14 protein-coding genes are annotated in these 16,621 nt (G+C 63.3%); 2 read left to right on the top strand and 12 right to left on the bottom strand.

Going from position 1 to position 16,621, the window contains the following annotated elements; genetic code table 11:
• Nucleotides 1-95: 95 nt before the first annotated feature.
• On the top strand, nt 96-512 hold the full coding sequence (locus VHD36_05440; protein ID HVU86741.1) for a hypothetical protein: 417 nt from the start codon (nt 96-98) through the stop codon (nt 510-512).
• A gap of 298 nt (nt 513-810) precedes the next feature.
• Here the strand turns inward: VHD36_05440 and VHD36_05435 are convergent, their stop codons facing one another.
• Complete coding sequence (locus tag VHD36_05435; GenBank protein HVU86740.1) at nt 811-1,014, bottom strand: hypothetical protein; 204 nt, start codon at nt 1,012-1,014, stop codon at nt 811-813.
• Between VHD36_05435 and VHD36_05430 the strand changes: the two genes are divergently transcribed.
• Nucleotides 1,013-2,041 (top strand): hypothetical protein, encoded by a 1,029-nt coding sequence (locus tag VHD36_05430; GenBank protein ID HVU86739.1) that lies wholly within the window; start codon nt 1,013-1,015, stop codon nt 2,039-2,041. The two genes, VHD36_05435 and VHD36_05430, sit on opposite strands and share 2 nt — an antisense overlap.
• A 52-nt stretch (nt 2,042-2,093) precedes the next feature.
• On the opposite strand, the gene VHD36_05425 is transcribed toward VHD36_05430, so the two are convergent.
• The 11 genes from VHD36_05425 to VHD36_05375 form a co-directional block, all read right to left on the bottom strand.
• A complete protein-coding gene (locus tag VHD36_05425; GenBank protein HVU86738.1) occupies nt 2,094-2,492 on the bottom strand; it encodes a DUF1801 domain-containing protein in 399 nt (132 codons plus the stop codon).
• A 77-nt stretch (nt 2,493-2,569) separates the two neighbouring features.
• Nucleotides 2,570-3,997 (bottom strand): dihydrolipoamide acetyltransferase family protein, encoded by a 1,428-nt coding sequence (locus VHD36_05420; protein ID HVU86737.1) that lies wholly within the window; start codon nt 3,995-3,997, stop codon nt 2,570-2,572.
• A 41-nt stretch (nt 3,998-4,038) separates the two neighbouring features.
• A complete protein-coding gene (locus VHD36_05415; protein ID HVU86736.1) occupies nt 4,039-6,057 on the bottom strand; it encodes a dehydrogenase E1 component subunit alpha/beta in 2,019 nt (672 codons plus the stop codon).
• Nucleotides 6,058-6,126: 69 nt separating this feature from the next.
• Nucleotides 6,127-6,933, bottom strand: a complete 807-nt coding sequence (locus tag VHD36_05410; protein ID HVU86735.1) for an SDR family oxidoreductase — start codon at nt 6,931-6,933, stop codon at nt 6,127-6,129.
• 193 nt (nt 6,934-7,126) lie between these two features.
• On the bottom strand, nt 7,127-8,578 hold the full coding sequence (locus tag VHD36_05405; GenBank protein ID HVU86734.1) for an FGGY family carbohydrate kinase: 1,452 nt from the start codon (nt 8,576-8,578) through the stop codon (nt 7,127-7,129).
• On the bottom strand, nt 8,575-10,203 hold the full coding sequence (locus VHD36_05400; protein ID HVU86733.1) for an Nramp family divalent metal transporter: 1,629 nt from the start codon (nt 10,201-10,203) through the stop codon (nt 8,575-8,577). Before VHD36_05400 ends, VHD36_05405 begins: the two co-directional genes overlap by 4 nt.
• A 17-nt stretch (nt 10,204-10,220) precedes the next feature.
• Entirely contained in the window at nt 10,221-11,189 is a 969-nt protein-coding gene (locus VHD36_05395; GenBank protein ID HVU86732.1) for a C-terminal binding protein, read from the bottom strand.
• Between the two features lie 303 nt (nt 11,190-11,492).
• Nucleotides 11,493-12,188 carry a response regulator gene (locus tag VHD36_05390; protein HVU86731.1) on the bottom strand — a complete coding sequence of 232 codons (696 nt, stop codon included), beginning with the start codon at nt 12,186-12,188 and terminating at the stop codon, nt 11,493-11,495.
• Nucleotides 12,189-12,259: 71 nt separating this feature from the next.
• Complete coding sequence (locus tag VHD36_05385) at nt 12,260-14,974, bottom strand: sensor histidine kinase KdpD (GenBank protein ID HVU86730.1); 2,715 nt, start codon at nt 14,972-14,974, stop codon at nt 12,260-12,262.
• A gap of 123 nt (nt 14,975-15,097) precedes the next feature.
• Nucleotides 15,098-15,700: a potassium-transporting ATPase subunit KdpC gene (gene kdpC, locus VHD36_05380; protein HVU86729.1), complete on the bottom strand. Its 603-nt coding sequence runs from the start codon at nt 15,698-15,700 to the stop codon at nt 15,098-15,100.
• A 406-nt stretch (nt 15,701-16,106) separates the two neighbouring features.
• On the bottom strand, nt 16,107-16,621 hold a 515-nt coding region (locus VHD36_05375), incomplete at its 5' end, for an HAD-IC family P-type ATPase (protein HVU86728.1).

Below are 16,621 nucleotides of genomic sequence, written 5' to 3'. Positions count from 1 at the left end.
AAAGTTCGGCGCTCAAATCCCTGCTGAGGCAGGGTTAAAGAGGAACATCCAACGAGAACCAAACCGTCAACAGACGCTGCGGCCGCGCGAGACCCGTGAGGGGTCTCACGGGCCGCCAAGCCCAGTCACCCTACATCTTATACAAGCCCAAAAACTGTCCAACAATTGGGGTCCACCTTAACGATCTCGTGAAGCTATCTACCGAACTGAATCGCGAATTGGCGGATGGCCAAGCGTACTTTGACGCAATTGCCGCCGATGAGCGGCGCTGGATTGCCGACGGGGTAAACGTCGATCAGGCCTTCGCCGCGAAGTATTACGACTCGCTCGAAGGCACAATCGCGGAGGCCGAGAAGCAACTCGCGAGCGAGTGGCGCGACGTGCGCGGCAATCCTTATGAAGAAGCGAGAAACCGCGCCCTGCTTGTCATCGGGGGAATCCTGGCCGGCCTCGGACTGTTCGTTTGGGCTACCCGCTGGACCTACCGTCGAATTAATTCCAGAGCAAGCTGACGAAACTCTTCCGAAGCGGATACCCACGCAAGGCATTCCATTGCGAACTGCATGCAAGAAGCCCTTGCTAACCTGATCGCGGCCTGAGGCGACCCATCGGGGGAAGCGCGCAATCTCGATTCGGCGGTAGTGAGTTAGTCTGAATTTGCCAGCCAGATTCCAGCAAGTACGCCCGCGAGCGTGGCGAGCACAAGAAACTGCAACAACGTGAATTGATACGCGGAAAGGGGACCTTTTTGGCCTTTCCGCATCAATCGGATAAAGAACGTGATGGATGTGGCTGCGATTGCGCACCCGGTTAGGAAGACGAAGAAGCCAAGGGCTGCATAGCGATCATCCATGCCCCGATGATACCCAGCAGAGGCGTGGTTTCGGACGGACCCACGACCGATTCGGCGAAGAATTTGTCATCGCCTTTCTTGACGGCTATAGTGAGCGCCTCGCGGCACCTCTCGACGGCACTGTGCAGAGCCTCTAGCTCTTTGGAGAAGGAGACGCTCATGATCCTCGGGTCTCGTCTGCGCCTCGGACTCTTCTTGGGGCTTCTCAGTATTGCGAGCGAGCCCGCTCAATCCCACGCGGGCAACGTTACCTGGAAAGGTACCACCGGCACTTGGACCGACGCCGGTAACTGGGACAACGGCGTGCCGATGGCCGCCGATTCCGCGCTGATCAACAACGGCGGCACCGCACAAATCTCCACCGGTACGATCACCGCGCAATCACTCTCGCTGGGCGTCACCAAGACAGGTTTCGTGCAACAGACGGGCGGAACGTTCACTGTCGATACGCTGAGCATGGCTGGTGGCGCCGGCACGACCGCTGGCTACTCGCTCACCGATGGAACGCTCAACGCCACGACCTCGATCTTTATCGGCGGAAATCCGACGACACCTGGCGGTATCGGCACGTTCACGGCCGTCGGCGGATCGGTCAACACCGGATTTTTGAGCGTCTTCGGCAACGCGGTGTGGACCCAATTCCGACTGGCCACGCTGACCACAGCACAAGTTCTCTTGCAAGCCGGTGGCAGCTTCCTCGGTGCCGGCACGATTGGCGCGCCGGATGGCAAATCGCTGGTCTTCAATAACCGCTCGGGACTGGTCAGCATCCGCAACGGCGATCTCAACATCGGCGGTGACTACGTCCAGGGCGCCAGCGGCACGCTCAACATCGACTTTCAAACCATTAACGACAAGCTTGTCTTCAATGCCCTCAATGTCACCGGGCAGGCGAGTTTGCTGGGAACCTTGAAAACAACCGGCCTATCGGCAAGCGACGTGAAGTTGGGCAGCTCGTTTGAACTGATTACAGCCACCGGAGGCGTCGGGAATACCCAGTTCGGCACGTTGACGCTGCCAACACTCAACGATGGTCTGAAGTGGAGCGTGAATTACAACGCCAAGGACGTGACGCTCTCGGTCGTGCCAGAGCCCTCGACACGGACACTAGGGACGCTGGGCCTTGTCGGGCTAGCGATCCTCAGCGGGTGTAAACAACGAATGAGAGTTGCCGCGGTTCGCGACTGACCACTTGTCTGTCGCGGGCGAACCGACGGTGCGCGAGACGATCATTCAAGCACTACGCCATTTTCCGTCGCGCTTTCATGTCCCGGTACGCGGTAGCGATCAGTTGCACGAGTTTTGACTCGTCGACATCGCTATCCGGCCGCAGCTTCACATGCCGCATGAGCTTGCCCGTCCCTTCGAGCAGGTGCGAGGGGTCGGCAATCTCGGCCCCGCGAAAGAAGCCGACGTTGACGTGCGCCGTGAAGGCATCGACGTAGGCAAACGCCGCCTCGCCGACGCACGCGGTCGGATGCCCGTCGTGCAATAGTTCTCGCACGTCGTCGCCGCAACCGCGCAGGACCTCGAACCAGTAGCGCGCCATGGCGCCCAAGGCGCCCGGATGGTCCTGCATCCATGCCTCGATCGCCGGATCGCGCTGCACCGCGTGGGGGAAGAGAAACAGACCGCTCATGACATCTCCTCTTGGCACCAGCAGGTCGTCGCGCCAGGTTGTCGCACGCCCTCGGCGCGTATTCCGGCGGCAATACCTCAGCCCGCCAACCACGCCGCGGCGTTTTCGATGCGTTCGCGCAGCGTGGCCAGGAAGCGCGCCGCTGGGGCGCCGTCCACCACGCGGTGATCGAACGTCAGGCTGAGCGTCATTTGCTCGCGCGCTTCGATGCGGTCGTCCGCGCCAAAAACCGGCTCGCGGCGGATCGCCCCCACGCCCAGGATCGCCGCCTCGGGCGGGTTGATGATCGGCGTAAACGCATCGATGCCGAAGGCGCCCAAGTTCGTGATCGTGATCGTTCCGCCCTGCAAATCGGCCGCCGACAGGGTGCCGGCACGTGCTCTGGCGACCAGTTCTTTCGATCGCGCGGCGATTTCGCGCACCCCCATCGTCCGCACGTCCCCCAGCACCGGCACGAGTAAGCCGGCCTCGGTATCGACGGCGACGCCGACGCGAATCTCAGCCACTTCGACCACCCGGTCCTCTTCCCAGCGGGCGTTTAAGCGCGGGTGCTCGGCAAGCGCGACGGCGAGCAGTCGGGCCAGCAAATCCGTGATCGACGGCACGAGCGTCTCCGCAGCGGCGTTCGCGGCTGCCTGAAATTGCCGCCGCAGGTTCACCAGGTTCGTGGCATCGACCTTGGTCGTCAGCGTGACCGGCGCGGTCGACTGATGACTGGCGACCATCCGGCGTGCGATCGTGCGGCGAATCTTGTCAGGCCCGGTCGGCGTGCCACCGGGCGATTGCTGGCCGGCCGGCGCAGCAGTGACTTCGCCGCGCACGCGCGCCGCGGCCAAAACATCGCGCTCGCGAACGCGGCCGGTGCTGCCGGTGGCCTCAACTTGCGAAATATCCACGCCCAGATTGCGCGCGGCACGCCGGGCGCGGGGCGACGCCGCGACGCGGCCGCCGTCGGCCGGCGATGTTGCAGAGCCAGGCGCCGACGGCCCCGGATGAGCGCCCCCCTCCCCTGCCCCGCTCGCTGATGCTGCAGCATTCGATTGCTGCTGCGCTCGCGCATGAATGTCGTCCGCCGTGACACGACCGCCACGGCCACTGCCGGCAACGTCGTCGAGCGCGACGTTCAATCGCCGCGCCAGCCGGCGTGCTGCTGGCCCCGCGATGGGAGGCGCGCTAGCGCTTGCCGACGACGACGACAAACCGTTCGTACCGTTAGTCGCCGGCTGCGGCAGCGTCGATTCCGTTTGCTCGACAACCTCGTCCTTCGCCGTCAGCACCGCAATCACCTGGCCGACGAGCACCGTAGCGCCCGGCTGCGGACTGGTGGGAAGCAGTCGCAACACGCCCGCGTCGAGCGCTTCGATCTCTTGCGTCGCCTTTTCGCTTTCCAACAGGAACAACTGATCGCCGGCGGCCACCCAGTCCCCTTCCTGCTTCAGCCAGCGCACAAAGACGCCTTCTTCCATCGACCAGCCGAGCCGCGGAATCGTCACTTCAATGGCCATGAGTCCAGAAACCTTTTGATGCTCGCGATTCTTCCGATGCCCTATTCGGCCAACAGCGACTCGATCGCCCGGCGGATATCGTCCGTTTGCGGTACCACGACTTTTTCCAAGGTTGGGCTGTACGGCGTCGGCGTAAAGGCGCCGTTTAGCCGGCGGATCGGCGCGTCGAGATCGTCGAAGCCCGCGTCCGCCACCTGCGCCACGATCTCGGCGGCCAGGCTGCAAGGACCGTACGCTTCGTCGACGACCAACAGCCGCCCGGTCTTGGCGACCGATTCCAGGATGGTCGGCATGTCGAGGGGCGAAGCGGTGCGCGGATCGATCACCTCGATCGAAATGCCCTGCTTCGCCAGTTCCTCGGCTACCGAGAGTGTGCGATGCAGCATCAGCCCCATCGCCACGATGGTGGCGGCCGTGCCCGAGCGCGCGATGCTCGCCCGGCCGAACTCGATTTCGTAGGCCTCTTCCGGCACCGGGCCCTTGATCGCCATCAACTCGCGATGCTCGAGGAACAGAACCGGGTCGTCGCAGCGCAGTGCGTGTAAAAACAGCCCCTTGGCGTCGTAGGGCGTTGAGGGGATCACGACGCGCAAGCCCGGGATGTGGGCGTAAACGCTCGTAAAGTTGCTGGAATGATGCGTCGCCGCGGCGTGGCCGACGCCGATGCAGCCGCGCAATAGCACCGGCATCTTCAGCCGGCCGCTGCTCATGTATTGCATCTTCGCGATCTGGTTCACCAGCTCGCCGTAAGCGTCGTTGATGAAGTCGACGAACATGAAATCGATCACGGGTCGCGTGCCGGTCATGCCGGCCCCGCAACTGAGCCCGACGAAGCCGCGCTCGCTGATCGGCGTATCGCACAATCGCTCGGCGCCGAACTTGTCGAACAAGCCGGCCGTGGTGCGAAAATTGCCGCCGCGGACGCCGATCCCCTCGCCCATCACGAATATCTTTGGGTTCCGCGCCATCTCGTGCTCGAGCGCTTCGAGCGTGGCTTGCACGAACGTCGTTTGCCGCGTCCCTTTAGCCGGTTCGGCAGGCACGGGCGAGCGCGCGGCTTCGCAATACACGTGCGTCGTGGCCGTGGCCGGGTCGGGCCAGGCCGCGGCTTCAGCCGCTTTGCTGGCCGCCTCGACCAACTCGTTCACCTGGCGATCGACGGCATCGAATTCTTCGGACAGCCGATCGGTCTCATCCGCCGTCAGCCCCCAGTCCGACGCGCGTACCACGCATTCATCGCGCAGACGGCGCAGCGGGCAGCGAGCGCGCCATTCTTCGACTTCTTCGCGCGTGCGGTACGTGAAATCCCCCATCCCTTCGGCATGCGGACGCGTCCGGTACGTCTTGCACTCGATCAGCGTAGCGCCGTCGCCGCGGCGCGCACGTGCCACGGCTTCGCGCGCCGCCTCGTGTACGGCCAGCACGTCATTGCCGTCGACTTCGAAGCCAGGCAAACCGTAATTCGCCGCCCGCCGCCCCACGTCCGGGATGCCGCTCGAATACCGAAACGGCACCTCGGTGGCAAATTGATTGTTCTCGCAAATGAACAGAACCGAGAGATTCCAGATCGCGGCCATATTCAAGCCTTCATGGAACGCGCCGTTGTTGACGGCGCCATCGCCGAAGAAGGCCACGGCCACGCGATCGCTCTTGGTCAGTTTGAAGCTGTAGCCCGCGCCGACCGCCTGCAGAATGCAGGGGCCGACGATGCCGCTGGTGCCCATCATGCCGATCTCGGGAGCGAACAGGTGCATGCTGCCGCCGCGTCCGCGCGAGCAGCCGGTGGCGCGACCAAACAGCTCGGCGATCAACTGCTCGGGCGGTAAGCCCTTCGCCAGCGCGTGGCCGTGCCCCCGGTGGGTGCTGAAGAGCACGTCGTCCTGGCGAAGGTTTTCGCAAACGCCAGTGGCGATCGCTTCTTCGCCGACGTACGTGTGACAGGCGCCGTGGATCAGGCCGCGCTGGTGCGATCGGGCCAGATGCTCTTCGCATTGGCGAATCAGCCGCATGGTGCGATAGAGCGAAAGAACGATACTCAATTCCGTGGTCTGCGTTGACATGCCAGGCTCATGGTTACTTGGGGCCGAGGCGCCCTGCTGGAAAGCAAAGCGACCCGCGATCGAAATCTATTATGATTGTGGCTTGCTACGAAGCGAGCCGCCGCCGTTTAACGCCAGATTGCCGCCGTCCATGGGAAGGAGCGCGCCGGTGATCCAACTCGAGGCGTCCGAAGCCAACAGCACGGCCAGCCCGCGAATATCGTCCGGCTGGCCAAATCGCCCGGCCGGGATGCCGCGCAGCCAGACGTCCTTCATCGCCGGATTCTCGGCCATCCGTTTTTCCAGGCTGGGGTTCATCACCTGTGCGGGCAGGATCGCGTTGACGCGCACGCCCGAGCTGGCCCATTCGGTGCTCAGCTCGCGTGTCATTTGCACCACGGCCCCCATCGCCATGCTGTAGGCGATGTGACCGCGTCCCAGCGCGGTTGTGCTGGCCAACGAGCCGATGTTGACGATGCTGCCGCGGCCGGCCTTCAGCATGCGGCGCCCGGCCTCCTGGCACATGGCAAAGCGGCCCACGACCAGGTTGTCGAACACGCTCCGCAATTGTTCGATCGTGAGATCCTCGGGCGGAGCAAGCACTCCCTCGCCGGCGACGTTGCCCAGGAAATCGATGCGGCCGAACTCGGAATCGAGCCGTGCAAAAAGCGCGCGAATCGCGGCGATATCGGCAACATCGCAGACCGCCGGCACACCGCGTCGGCCAAGCTTTGCGATCTGCTGCGCGGTGAGTTCGAGAGCCGCCGCGTCACGATCGACAAGTAGCAGATCGGCGCCGTGTTCCGCAAGCGCCAAGGCCATCGCCCGCCCCATGCCGCGCGCAGCGCCTGATACGACGGCCACGCGCCCGGTGAGATCGAAGAGTGTGTTGGGCATGTCTTAAGTCGGTCCTGTCTTTACTTAGACCTGTTATCTAGGGGCTGCTCAGCTTCCACGGAATCCCCCTCCCTGTCAGGGAGGGGCCAGGGGAGGGTCACGACGTTTACTCATGCGCGAAGTAATCCGCGCATCGCGTCATCGGTTGATTCTCTTGGATTCGCACTTCTACTCGCTCTGAACGGCTGGCCCCTCACCCTGCCCTCTCCCGCGGGGAGAGGGTTTGTTTGGTGCTCCTCCGATCATGTCCGACTAAATCTTTTGCCGCTTCGTTCAATGCCAACGATGCCGCGATGGCCGAATCCTCTTGGCGATCCGCGACGAGCGCCAAGGCCAGCATGCCCAAGAGCGTGTCCTCCCCCTCGGCGCAAAGGCGATACTCGCCCGGCAGCTTTTCGAGAACCGATGCGCGCAAAAGCTGCGAGCGGTTGGCCAGTCCGCCCGAAAAGGCGATGCGCCGCCATGAGGCTTGCGGATCAAGCCGGCGCGCGCACTCGGCGTAATTGCGCGCCATGGCTTGAAATGCCGCGCGGAACAAGTGGCCGACCGTCAGATTCTCAAGCCGCATCCCGGTCAGGCTCCCTTGGTCGCCGAGAGCGCCGGAAAAGAACGAAATGTCGGCCGTCAGCGTCTCGCTTGATGCGGCTTCGGCCTGCTCGTGAATGTACGACCAGACGTCACCGCATGAGGCCCCTGCCGCACGCGGAATCTCGGTCAACAGTGCCACGAGCCCATCGAGCGACCGCCCGGCCGGCAAGTGCGTAATCGTTTGCAAAAACAGACCATCGAAATAGTTTCGCACCTGGTACCGGCCGGCCGCGGCGCTGGTACACAGCCGGCTGACCTGGGAACCGGTCGAGACATTGATCGACAATTCATCGCGATCGAGTCCGACACCCAGCAGCGCGCACTGATGATCTCCGACGGCGGGACAGCAAGGAACGAGCTTGCCGCCGACGCGCGTTTCGCCCGTCGCCTCGTTCGGCGATGCTAAGGATGGCCAGGCGAGGTCGCCTAGCCCCAGTGCTTCAAACGCCGCTCGATGCCAACGGGCAACCGGCGCCGAGGCTCCGGCGTCGTGCAAATCGAGCAGCCCGATCGCTTGCGTTGGATGCTCGGCCGGAAGACGGCCGACCAGTTGCCCGGCCACGAACGCCGGCAGCGAAAGGGGCACCGCACGGTTCAATAGCCGCGCGTCGCGCTGGGCGAGCCAAAAGAGAAGACTCGTCGCCGAGCCGGGGCGCAGTTCGTTGCCAAGCTCGGCTAAGTAACGAGCGCCAAGTCGCTCGCGCAGCCGATCGAAGACCGTCGACGCGGTATTATTTTCAGCATCGAGCACGCGCTGGTCGCGCCACGAGAGATAATTCGTTCGCGGCTCACCTTGCGCGTCGACGAGAATCACACCACCCATCTGGCCGCACAACAGTACGCCGTGGCAATCCATGGCGGCGGAGCCAAGGTCGGCCACGAGCGTGCCGACGGCCTTGCTGACCGCCACGGGATCGATCTCGACCCACGATTCCGGCAGCCCGCTGACGGGTTCGGGAAAAGCGGCGCGGCGAATGCTCGTAATGCGGCCCGTCTGCGTATCAAGGATCGCTCCCTTGATGAACGACGTGCCGATATCGATGGCCAGATAGCTCATAAGGCGACAGCCTCGATGGCCGAATCGAAGAGACCGCGCAGCGCAGGCCATTGCTTGTGGATGAAAACCAGGAGCGCCATTCCCAGGTAGAAAACCGCGCAACCGGCTACGCCCACCCGGTTGTACCAGCGCGGCTTCAGTTCCTTGGGCAAGAGTCGCGTGTTGATCCACAACAGGTGTACTGCCGTAGCACCGATCGCGACGTTATTGACGTTGGCGATCACGATGGTCATCAGCTTTGGCGTGCCATAGGTGTTGAAGAGGTACGCGCAAACGAGCGACCACAGCACGTACATACTAAGAATCGAGTAATAGATCCTCCGGACCTGGCTGCCGGAAAGGTTCTCGCGCACATGTTGACTGCCCGACCAGAGAATGTCGGTATAGCGGCGGCTCACTTCGTCGACGACCGACATCTGGCTGGGAAGCATGACAAGCATGCCGACCAGCACCGTGATGATCCACAAAGCCTTGGCGGCGCCGGCGGCAAATTGCGGCGCGTGGCGAATGCCGTCGGCCGTGATCAGCGATTGTGCCCAATCGAGATTCTGGCCGGCCAACGACGAGTGCGAGGCAAACTGCAGCGACATAAGCGCCGGCAGAGCCATGCCCATCACGCAGCCGGGCCCCCAAATGAGCACCTGGTCGGTCATGATGTAGCGCCACCAACCGCGCCACCGCGTCATGTTTTCGGGCGTGATCGGAAAGACTTTGCCGACGTGACTGAGCGCGATGCTGTGGCCGCCGACGGCGCTGGGGATTGCGCCGACCTTCGCCCCCATGCCCCATCCCTTGTCGCGGACGAAATTGCTGTAGGCGGCATTGGCCAGTCCGCCCCCCCCCGCGTAGCCGGCAAATGCACCCAGGACCGCAATGTTGCCCAGCTCGATGAGCGGCCACGCGCCGGTCTGGAAGCGGTGGACCAGCAAGTTGACGGTCGAATCGTGTCCATCGGCGCTCACGGTCGGCACGGTGCCGAATTTCAAAAAGCCGCTGAATATCTTGCTCCAGTTTGCTGGGCTGACACACAACAAGCCAATCACCAGGCAAAAGCCAAGCACGACGACGACCTTTGTCGTCATGATCCACTGCAGTGTGTTGTAGATCTTCCCGCCGACAAGCACCGGCAGCACCGCCACGAACAATAGCGCATACGCCAGGCCAGTTACCAGCGGAGAATCGCCCGCGCCGGGCGGACGATCGAGCATCAGCGAGGCCAACATCGCCGCCGCGTGCGTCGACAAGCCAGGGATAAACGCTCCCAGGTTCAACAGCAAAATCACGCCGATCCAGAAGCGCGGTCCGGGCCTGGTGCGCATGAAGCCCGTGAAGACCGGCTCGCCGCAATACAGGGCGTAACGACCGCACTCGATGTTGTAGAAGACCTGGAAAATGATCGCGACGCTGGCGATCCACATCAGGCCACCGCCATAGCGCGCCGTGACCTCGGGCCCGAACAGCCATTCGCCACCGCCGATCTGAATGCCCATCATCACGATGCCGGGCCCGATGAAGCGCGTCCAATGCCGCCAGGAAAGCGCGGGCGGCTCGGACAATTCGGCCACGCCCCACGCCGGCAGGCAGGTTTCGGGCAACTGCAGCTCTTTTGATGATTCGCCGGTCATCAAGGCGGCCCTTGTTCTTAGCGTTTCACGCCGTTAACAACGTTCGGCAAAGGCTCGCCGCGGATCGCTTTCGCCACGATGCCGGCCGCGGTCTCGCGCAGCGTGCGCACAGCCTTCACACTCGCCGAAGCGATGTGCGCCGAGAGAATTGCATTGCCGGCACCCAAAATCAGGTGATCGGCGGGAATCGGCTCGGGAGCAAAAACATCGAGCGCCGCGATCGAAACCTGGCCACTCGCTAACGCTCCGGTCAAAGCCGCGGAATCGACCAGGTCGCCACGGGCCACGTTAATGAGAATCACGCCCGGCTTCATACCGGCGATCGACTCGGCATTGATCAGACCACGCGTCGCGGCGGTCGACGGACAATGCAGCGTGATCACGTCCGATTCGTGCAGCAATTCGTCGAGCGAGCGAGCCGTGCAGCCGGCGCGCTCGATTTCTGCCGCGGCGACAACAGGGTCATGGACCAGTACGCGGCATTTGAACGCCAACAACCGGTGTACGACCTCGCGGCCAATACGGCCAAAGCCGACCACGCCCACCTGCAGGTCGCGCAGCGTACGCATCTGCTCAAGCGGCGGGGCCAGGCCCCAGCGCCCCTCGTGTACCGCGTTCGAATTGGCCACCACGCCGCGCGTCGCAGCCAGAATGAACGCCAGCGTCTGGTCCGCGACCTCGTCGATGCAATAGTCAGGCACGTTGCAAACCGGAATGTTCTTGGCCCGGGCCGCCTCGAGATCGACATTGTCGACACCGATGCCATAACGAACGATGACCTTCGCGCGCTGCATCGAGTTGACGACGGCGGCCGTCAGCGGCGCGAACTGCGTGATCACGTAATCGGCATCGGCCACCAATTGCGGCAGTTCTTCGGCCGAACGCTTGTCCTTCCACGAAACCAGGTCGACGCCCAACGGAGAAAGCACGCCCGACTCGACGTCGAGCGCAGGGAACGAATAGTCCGTAACCGCAACTTTGGGCATAGGTCCGCCTGTCGAGCCGCCGAAAGAAGGAGAAATCCGCCGCGATCGTCAGATTGTATGATAAACTCCGGGGCGAATCTACCAGCGGAAAGGCCGAAAATTACCGGTTCAAATCGGGAAACGCATGCTTATGCCACGTGGCGGCAAAAACATGGCGCGGGCGCATTATATAGGGTTCGTGCCATGCTTTTTTCCGCTAGGAGAACGCTAGGAGAATAAGCATGCTTCGCACCTTGGGTCGTTGGGCATGCTTATGCTTCCCGGCGGCAACAGCATGGCACCAAAGAGAGCGCGGTAACGCTTCTACTCCGTCACCAGCCGGTAGCCGACGCCGGGCTCAGTCAGCAGATAGCGCGGGCGGGCCGAATCCTCTTCGATCTTGTCACGAAGCTTGGCCATGTAGACCCGCAACGAGTGTGTTTCGTCGAGGCTATCCGGTCCCCACACTTCGTTGAGCAGTTGTCGATGCGTGATAACCTTGCCCGCGTCGCGGATCAACGTTGCCAGCAGGCGGAACTCCGTCGGCGTCAGATGCACCGGATTGCCGCGCGCCGTGATCTGGCGGCTGCCCAAGTCGACGTTCAGATCGGCCACCGAAAAAATCGGCGACTCGCCAGCGCCGACGCGCGTCGCGTGGCGCAGCGCCACGCGAATCCGCGCCAGCAGTTCATCCATGCCGAAGGGTTTGGTCAAATAGTCGTCCGCGCCAGCGTCGAGTGCCGCGACTTTCTCACGTTCCTGGCCGCGGGCCGAGAGAACGATGATCGGCAGCTTCGACCATTCGCGAATCCGCGGAATCAGCTCGATACCATCCATGTCGGGTAGGCCGAGATCGAGAACGATCAGATCGGGCTGCTGACTTGCCGCCAGCATCAGCCCTTGCCGGCCGGACTCGGCCTCGATGAATCGATAGCCGTGAGCGCCAAGCGAGGCGCGCAGGAAGCGGCGGATTTCCTGCTCGTCCTCGATGATCAGAATCTTCGGCCCCTCGGAGGACATAGCGCAACGAACTCCCCGGCAGTTTCACAGCCCGCGACGCGAGCCCCGTTCAAGTTTAGCCGAAAGGCACGCTACGGGGCCACGGGACCATCCGCGCGCACCAGCGGCGGCGCTTCGCCGCGCGGCAAGGTGAAACTGAAGCAGGCGCCGCCGTCGGGCCGATTGCGCGCCCAGATACGGCCGCCGTGCAATTCGACGATGCCCCGGCAGATCGTCAACCCTAGCCCCACGCCCGTGCCGGTCGTGGAACGCACCGAACGATAGAATTTCTCGAAGATGTGTTCTTCTTCGCCGGGCACGAGTCCCAAGCCGCGATCGGCAACATCGATTTGCACGTCCTTTTCGACCACCTCCGCCGACAGCAGAATCTCGCCCCCTTCGGGCGTGCAGCGCATGGCATTCTCCAGCAAATTGGTCAGCACTTGCTGGATCAACAACGGATCGAACGGCACCAGCGGCAAATCGCCGGGCAGCCGGGTCACGACGTGGTAGCGTTGCAACCGGCGCGAAAGACGGTTGAGCACCACGCCGACGACTTCCTCGACGACTTGCCACTCCTTGCGCACTTGCAGGGCCCCGGCGTCGAGGCGGGTCATGTCCAACAGGTTCACCACCAGCCGATTGAGCCGTTCGGCCTCTTCGAAGATCGACTCGGCCAGCTCGTGACGCGTGTTCGTGTCGAGGCCACTATCATCAACCAAAGTGCTGCTCGCGCCGGCGATCGCGGCCAGCGGCGTGCGCAGGTCGTGCGACACGGCGCTCAACAGCGAGCTGCGCAGGCGCTCGGCCTCGGCCTGCAGCTTCGCCCGCTGGGCGTCCTGGGCCGAACGGATGCGCTCGGCCGCGAGCGCCACCTGCCCGGCGAATGTTTCCAAAAGGCGAATTTGCTCGGAAGAAAATAACAACGGGCGAACCGTGGCGCGCGGGCGAATGCCCAGGATGCCGACAATCGCGCCGCGCGAGCGCAGTGGCACGAACAGCGATGTCGCCGAAGGGAGGGTGTCTGTGCCACGTCCGGCGCGCTCGCCATTGTCGAATACCCATTGGGCGACGCCCAGGTCATGATCCGTGAGCGTGGCGAGCGATGCGGCCGAGGGAACCGGCGCGATCGTGACCGGACCGCGCCGCGAGGGATCAGGGAATAAAAGGAACACCTCGCCGTCGAACACTTCGGCGATATGCTTCACGGCCAGGTCCACAAGCGCCTGCGCGGTGGTGGCCTCGACCAGGCCCCGGCTCATGGCGTACAAGGCGGCCGTACGCTCTTCGCGCATCCGCGCCGATTGGGCTTGGAACCTTACGTGGGCCGTCAATGTGCTGATCACCAGGCCGGTGGTCAACATAACCGCGAACGTGAGCAGGTACTGCGTGTCGCTGACGGCAAAGGTCATCGTGGGCGGAACGAAGAAAAAATCGAACGCGGCCACGCCCAGGATCGACGCCAGGATCGAGGGTCCGCGGCCAAATTGCGCGGCCACGGAAATGACGCCCAGCAGGTAGACCATGATGATGTTGGCCAGCGCGAATCGGTCCTGCATCAGCCAGCCGGCGCCGGTACAGGCCGTGACCGTCAATAGCGCGCCCAAGTACGCGAGCGGATTCCACGGCGGAGGAGCGGCGCGCTGCCGCGGTTTGACCGGTTCGTCGACGTCCCCGCTGATGACGTACACGTCAATGTCGCCGCATTTGCGCGTCAACTCGTAGACGACCGAGCCGCTCAGCCATTCCTGCCAGCGCGGCCGTTGCGGCTTGCCGACCACGATTTTGGTCACGTTGCGGCGGCGAGCATAATCGAGCAATTCGTCGACCAGGTGCGTGCCGCTGATCGTGGCCGTTTCGGCCCCCAGTTCCTCGGCCATGTGCAAGGTCTGACCCACACGGTCCGCGTCTTCCTGACTCAGTCGCGCGCTTGGCGCCGTCTCGACATACACCGCCAGCCAAGGCGCGCGCAGCGTGGTGGCCATCCGCCGCGTGGCACGCACCAACCGCGCCGAGTGTGGACTGGGGCTCACCGAAACCAGCAAGCGTTCCGACGTGGGCCAGGTGCGGGCTACGGCGTGCAGCGAGCGATAGTCCTGCATCTGCGCGTTGACGCGTTCAGCGACGCGCCGTAGCGCCAGCTCGCGCAGCGCAATCAGGTTTCCCTTCTTGAAGAAGCTTTCGATCGCGCGGCTGGCCTGGTCCGGCAGGTAGACCTTTCCCTCGCGCAGCCTTTCGATCAAATCGTCCGGCGGCAAATCGACCAGCTCGATTTCGTCGGCCGTGTCGAAGATCACGTCGGGCACCGTCTCGCGAACGATCACCCCTGTGATCTGCGCGACGACGTCGTTCAAGCTTTCCAGATGCTGGACGTTGAGCGTGGTATAGACGTCGATGCCCGCCTGCCGCAAGCGCTCGACGTCTTGCCACCGCTTGGTGTGCGTCACGCCGGGAGCATTGGTGTGCGCCAGCTCATCGACGAGGATGAGCTGCGGATGCGCAGCGAGCGCCGCCTCGAGGTTGAATTCCAGCAACCTGGTGCCGCGGTATTCGATCGTGCGGCGGCCCAGCACGTCGAGCCCCATGAGCAGGGCCTGGGTCTCGGGCCGAACGTGTGGCTCGAGGTAGCCGACCAAAACATCCACGCCCTCCTTGGCGACCTTGCGGCCGGCCTCGAGCATGGTGTACGTCTTGCCGACGCCCGGCGCGGCGCCGAAGAAGATCTTCAGCTTGCCACGCTCGGCGCGCGACTCTTCCGCTTGCACGCGGGCCAGCAGGGCGTCGGGATCAGGTCGAGATTCCGCCATCGCGTGTCAATGTTCCGCGAGTGATCCCGCAGAGAGAGTCGAGCCGTGGAGAGAATAACTGCCGCCTCGGCAACACGTCGCAGAGCACCTCCCAAATATAGGACAGCGACCAGGACCGACGCACTATTGTCCGTCGCCAACCGCAGGATGCATGCCGGCCAGGGCATCGAGCTCAAGGTTCACCAGGAGAACATTGACACGCGGTTCGCCCAGGATTCCGAGGGTGCGGGCGAGCGTGTGTTTGGCGATGATCTTGCGTACATCCTCGGGCGTGATGCCCCGTGCCTTGGCAACGCGGGTCACCTGGTATTCGGCGGCGGCTGGACTGATGTGTGGATCGAGCCCGCTGCCGGATGCGGTCGCCAGGTCGACCGGAATCTTGGCCTTATTCTCTGGGTCGACCGCGCGCAAAGCGTCGACGCGCGCCTTCACAGCGTCCACCAGCGCGGGATTCGTCGGCCCCAGGTTCGCGCCGCTGGAGGAAGCCGAATTGTAGGGAAACGGCCCCGTGGCCGAGAGGCGACCCCACAGGTACTCCGGACCTTCAAAAGATTGGCCGATCAGCTCCGAGCCGCGCACCGCGCCCTCGGCCTGGATCAGACTGCCTTGCGCCTGGCGCGGAAACAACGTCTGGCCGATGCCCGTGACCAAGAGCGGATAGCCGACACCCGTCACCAGCGACAGCAAGAAGAAGATCACAACCGCGGCACGAAGATGGGCGAACATGTTTTGGTTTCTTTCGTTCAACAATTGATTTGAAGGACTCACTTATCCCCCTCCCTGTCAGGGAGGGGCAAGGGGAGGGTAAGGCGTGCGAGCAACGCGCGACTCACCATTCATAGGTGCGCCGCTGTACCCTCTTTCTCCGTCGCGACTCAACTCGCCATGAACCTTTCACCCCTCACCCTGCCCTCTCCCCCAACGGGAGAGGGGTTCATTTTTCTCCCCAGTGTTTTCTCTCATCCCCCTCCCTGTCAGGGAGGGGCCAGGGGAGGGTCACGTCGTCGTCAACGCACGACTCATTTTTCATTTCTATGCCAACGCAACTCGCCATGAGCCCTTCCCCGCCCGCACCCTGCCCTCTCCCAGCGGGAGAGGGTTCTCTATCTTCTGACCTGCGTCCTCCGAACGGCTAAGCCAGTCCGGCCAGGACGAGTAACACATCGATCGCTTTGATACCGATAAAGGGGACGATCAGTCCGCCCAGGCCGTAAATCAACAAGTTGTCACGCAGCAGTTTCGACGCATCAGCCGGACGGTGACGCACGCCCTTGAGCGCCAGCGGAATCAGCGCGACGATGATCAACGCGTTGAAAATCACGGCCGACAGAATGGCGCTATCCGCGGTCGCCAGGTGCATAACATTCAACTTCCCGAGCGCCGGGTACGTGCCCATGAACGCCGCCGGGATGATGGCAAAGTATTTCGCCACGTCGTTGGCGATGCTGAACGTCGTGAGTGAACCGCGGGTCATTAGGAGTTGCTTGCCGATCTCGACGATCTCGAGCAGCTTCGTGGGATTCGAATCGAGATCGACCATGTTGCCGGCTTCCTTCGCAGCCTGCGTGCCGGTGTTCATGGCCACCCCGACGTCCGCTTGAGCGAGCGCCGGCGCGTCGTTGGTCCCGTCCCCGGTCATGGCCACGA

The sequence above is a fragment of the Pirellulales bacterium genome, assembly GCA_035546535.1.
Classification (GTDB): Bacteria; Planctomycetota; Planctomycetia; order Pirellulales; family JACPPG01; genus JACPPG01.
The sequence above is the reverse complement of the archived record's forward strand: the minus strand, read 5'-3'. Positions and strand labels throughout refer to the sequence as shown.

Coding starts and splice junctions, on each gene's coding strand:
- VHD36_05430 (HVU86739.1), top strand. CDS start 1,013: ATGATCCTCGGGTCTCGTCTGCGCCTCGGACTCTTCTTGGGGCTTCTC.
- VHD36_05435 (HVU86740.1), bottom strand. CDS start 1,014: ATGAGCGTCTCCTTCTCCAAAGAGCTAGAGGCTCTGCACAGTGCCGTC.
- VHD36_05425 (HVU86738.1), bottom strand. CDS start 2,492: ATGAGCGGTCTGTTTCTCTTCCCCCACGCGGTGCAGCGCGATCCGGCG.
- VHD36_05420 (HVU86737.1), bottom strand. CDS start 3,997: ATGGCCATTGAAGTGACGATTCCGCGGCTCGGCTGGTCGATGGAAGAA.
- VHD36_05415 (HVU86736.1), bottom strand. CDS start 6,057: ATGTCAACGCAGACCACGGAATTGAGTATCGTTCTTTCGCTCTATCGC.
- VHD36_05410 (HVU86735.1), bottom strand. CDS start 6,933: ATGCCCAACACACTCTTCGATCTCACCGGGCGCGTGGCCGTCGTATCA.
- VHD36_05405 (HVU86734.1), bottom strand. CDS start 8,578: ATGAGCTATCTGGCCATCGATATCGGCACGTCGTTCATCAAGGGAGCG.
- VHD36_05400 (HVU86733.1), bottom strand. CDS start 10,203: ATGACCGGCGAATCATCAAAAGAGCTGCAGTTGCCCGAAACCTGCCTG.
- VHD36_05395 (HVU86732.1), bottom strand. CDS start 11,189: ATGCCCAAAGTTGCGGTTACGGACTATTCGTTCCCTGCGCTCGACGTC.
- VHD36_05390 (HVU86731.1), bottom strand. CDS start 12,188: ATGTCCTCCGAGGGGCCGAAGATTCTGATCATCGAGGACGAGCAGGAA.
- VHD36_05385 (HVU86730.1), bottom strand. CDS start 14,974: ATGGCGGAATCTCGACCTGATCCCGACGCCCTGCTGGCCCGCGTGCAA.
- kdpC (HVU86729.1), bottom strand. CDS start 15,700: ATGTTCGCCCATCTTCGTGCCGCGGTTGTGATCTTCTTCTTGCTGTCG.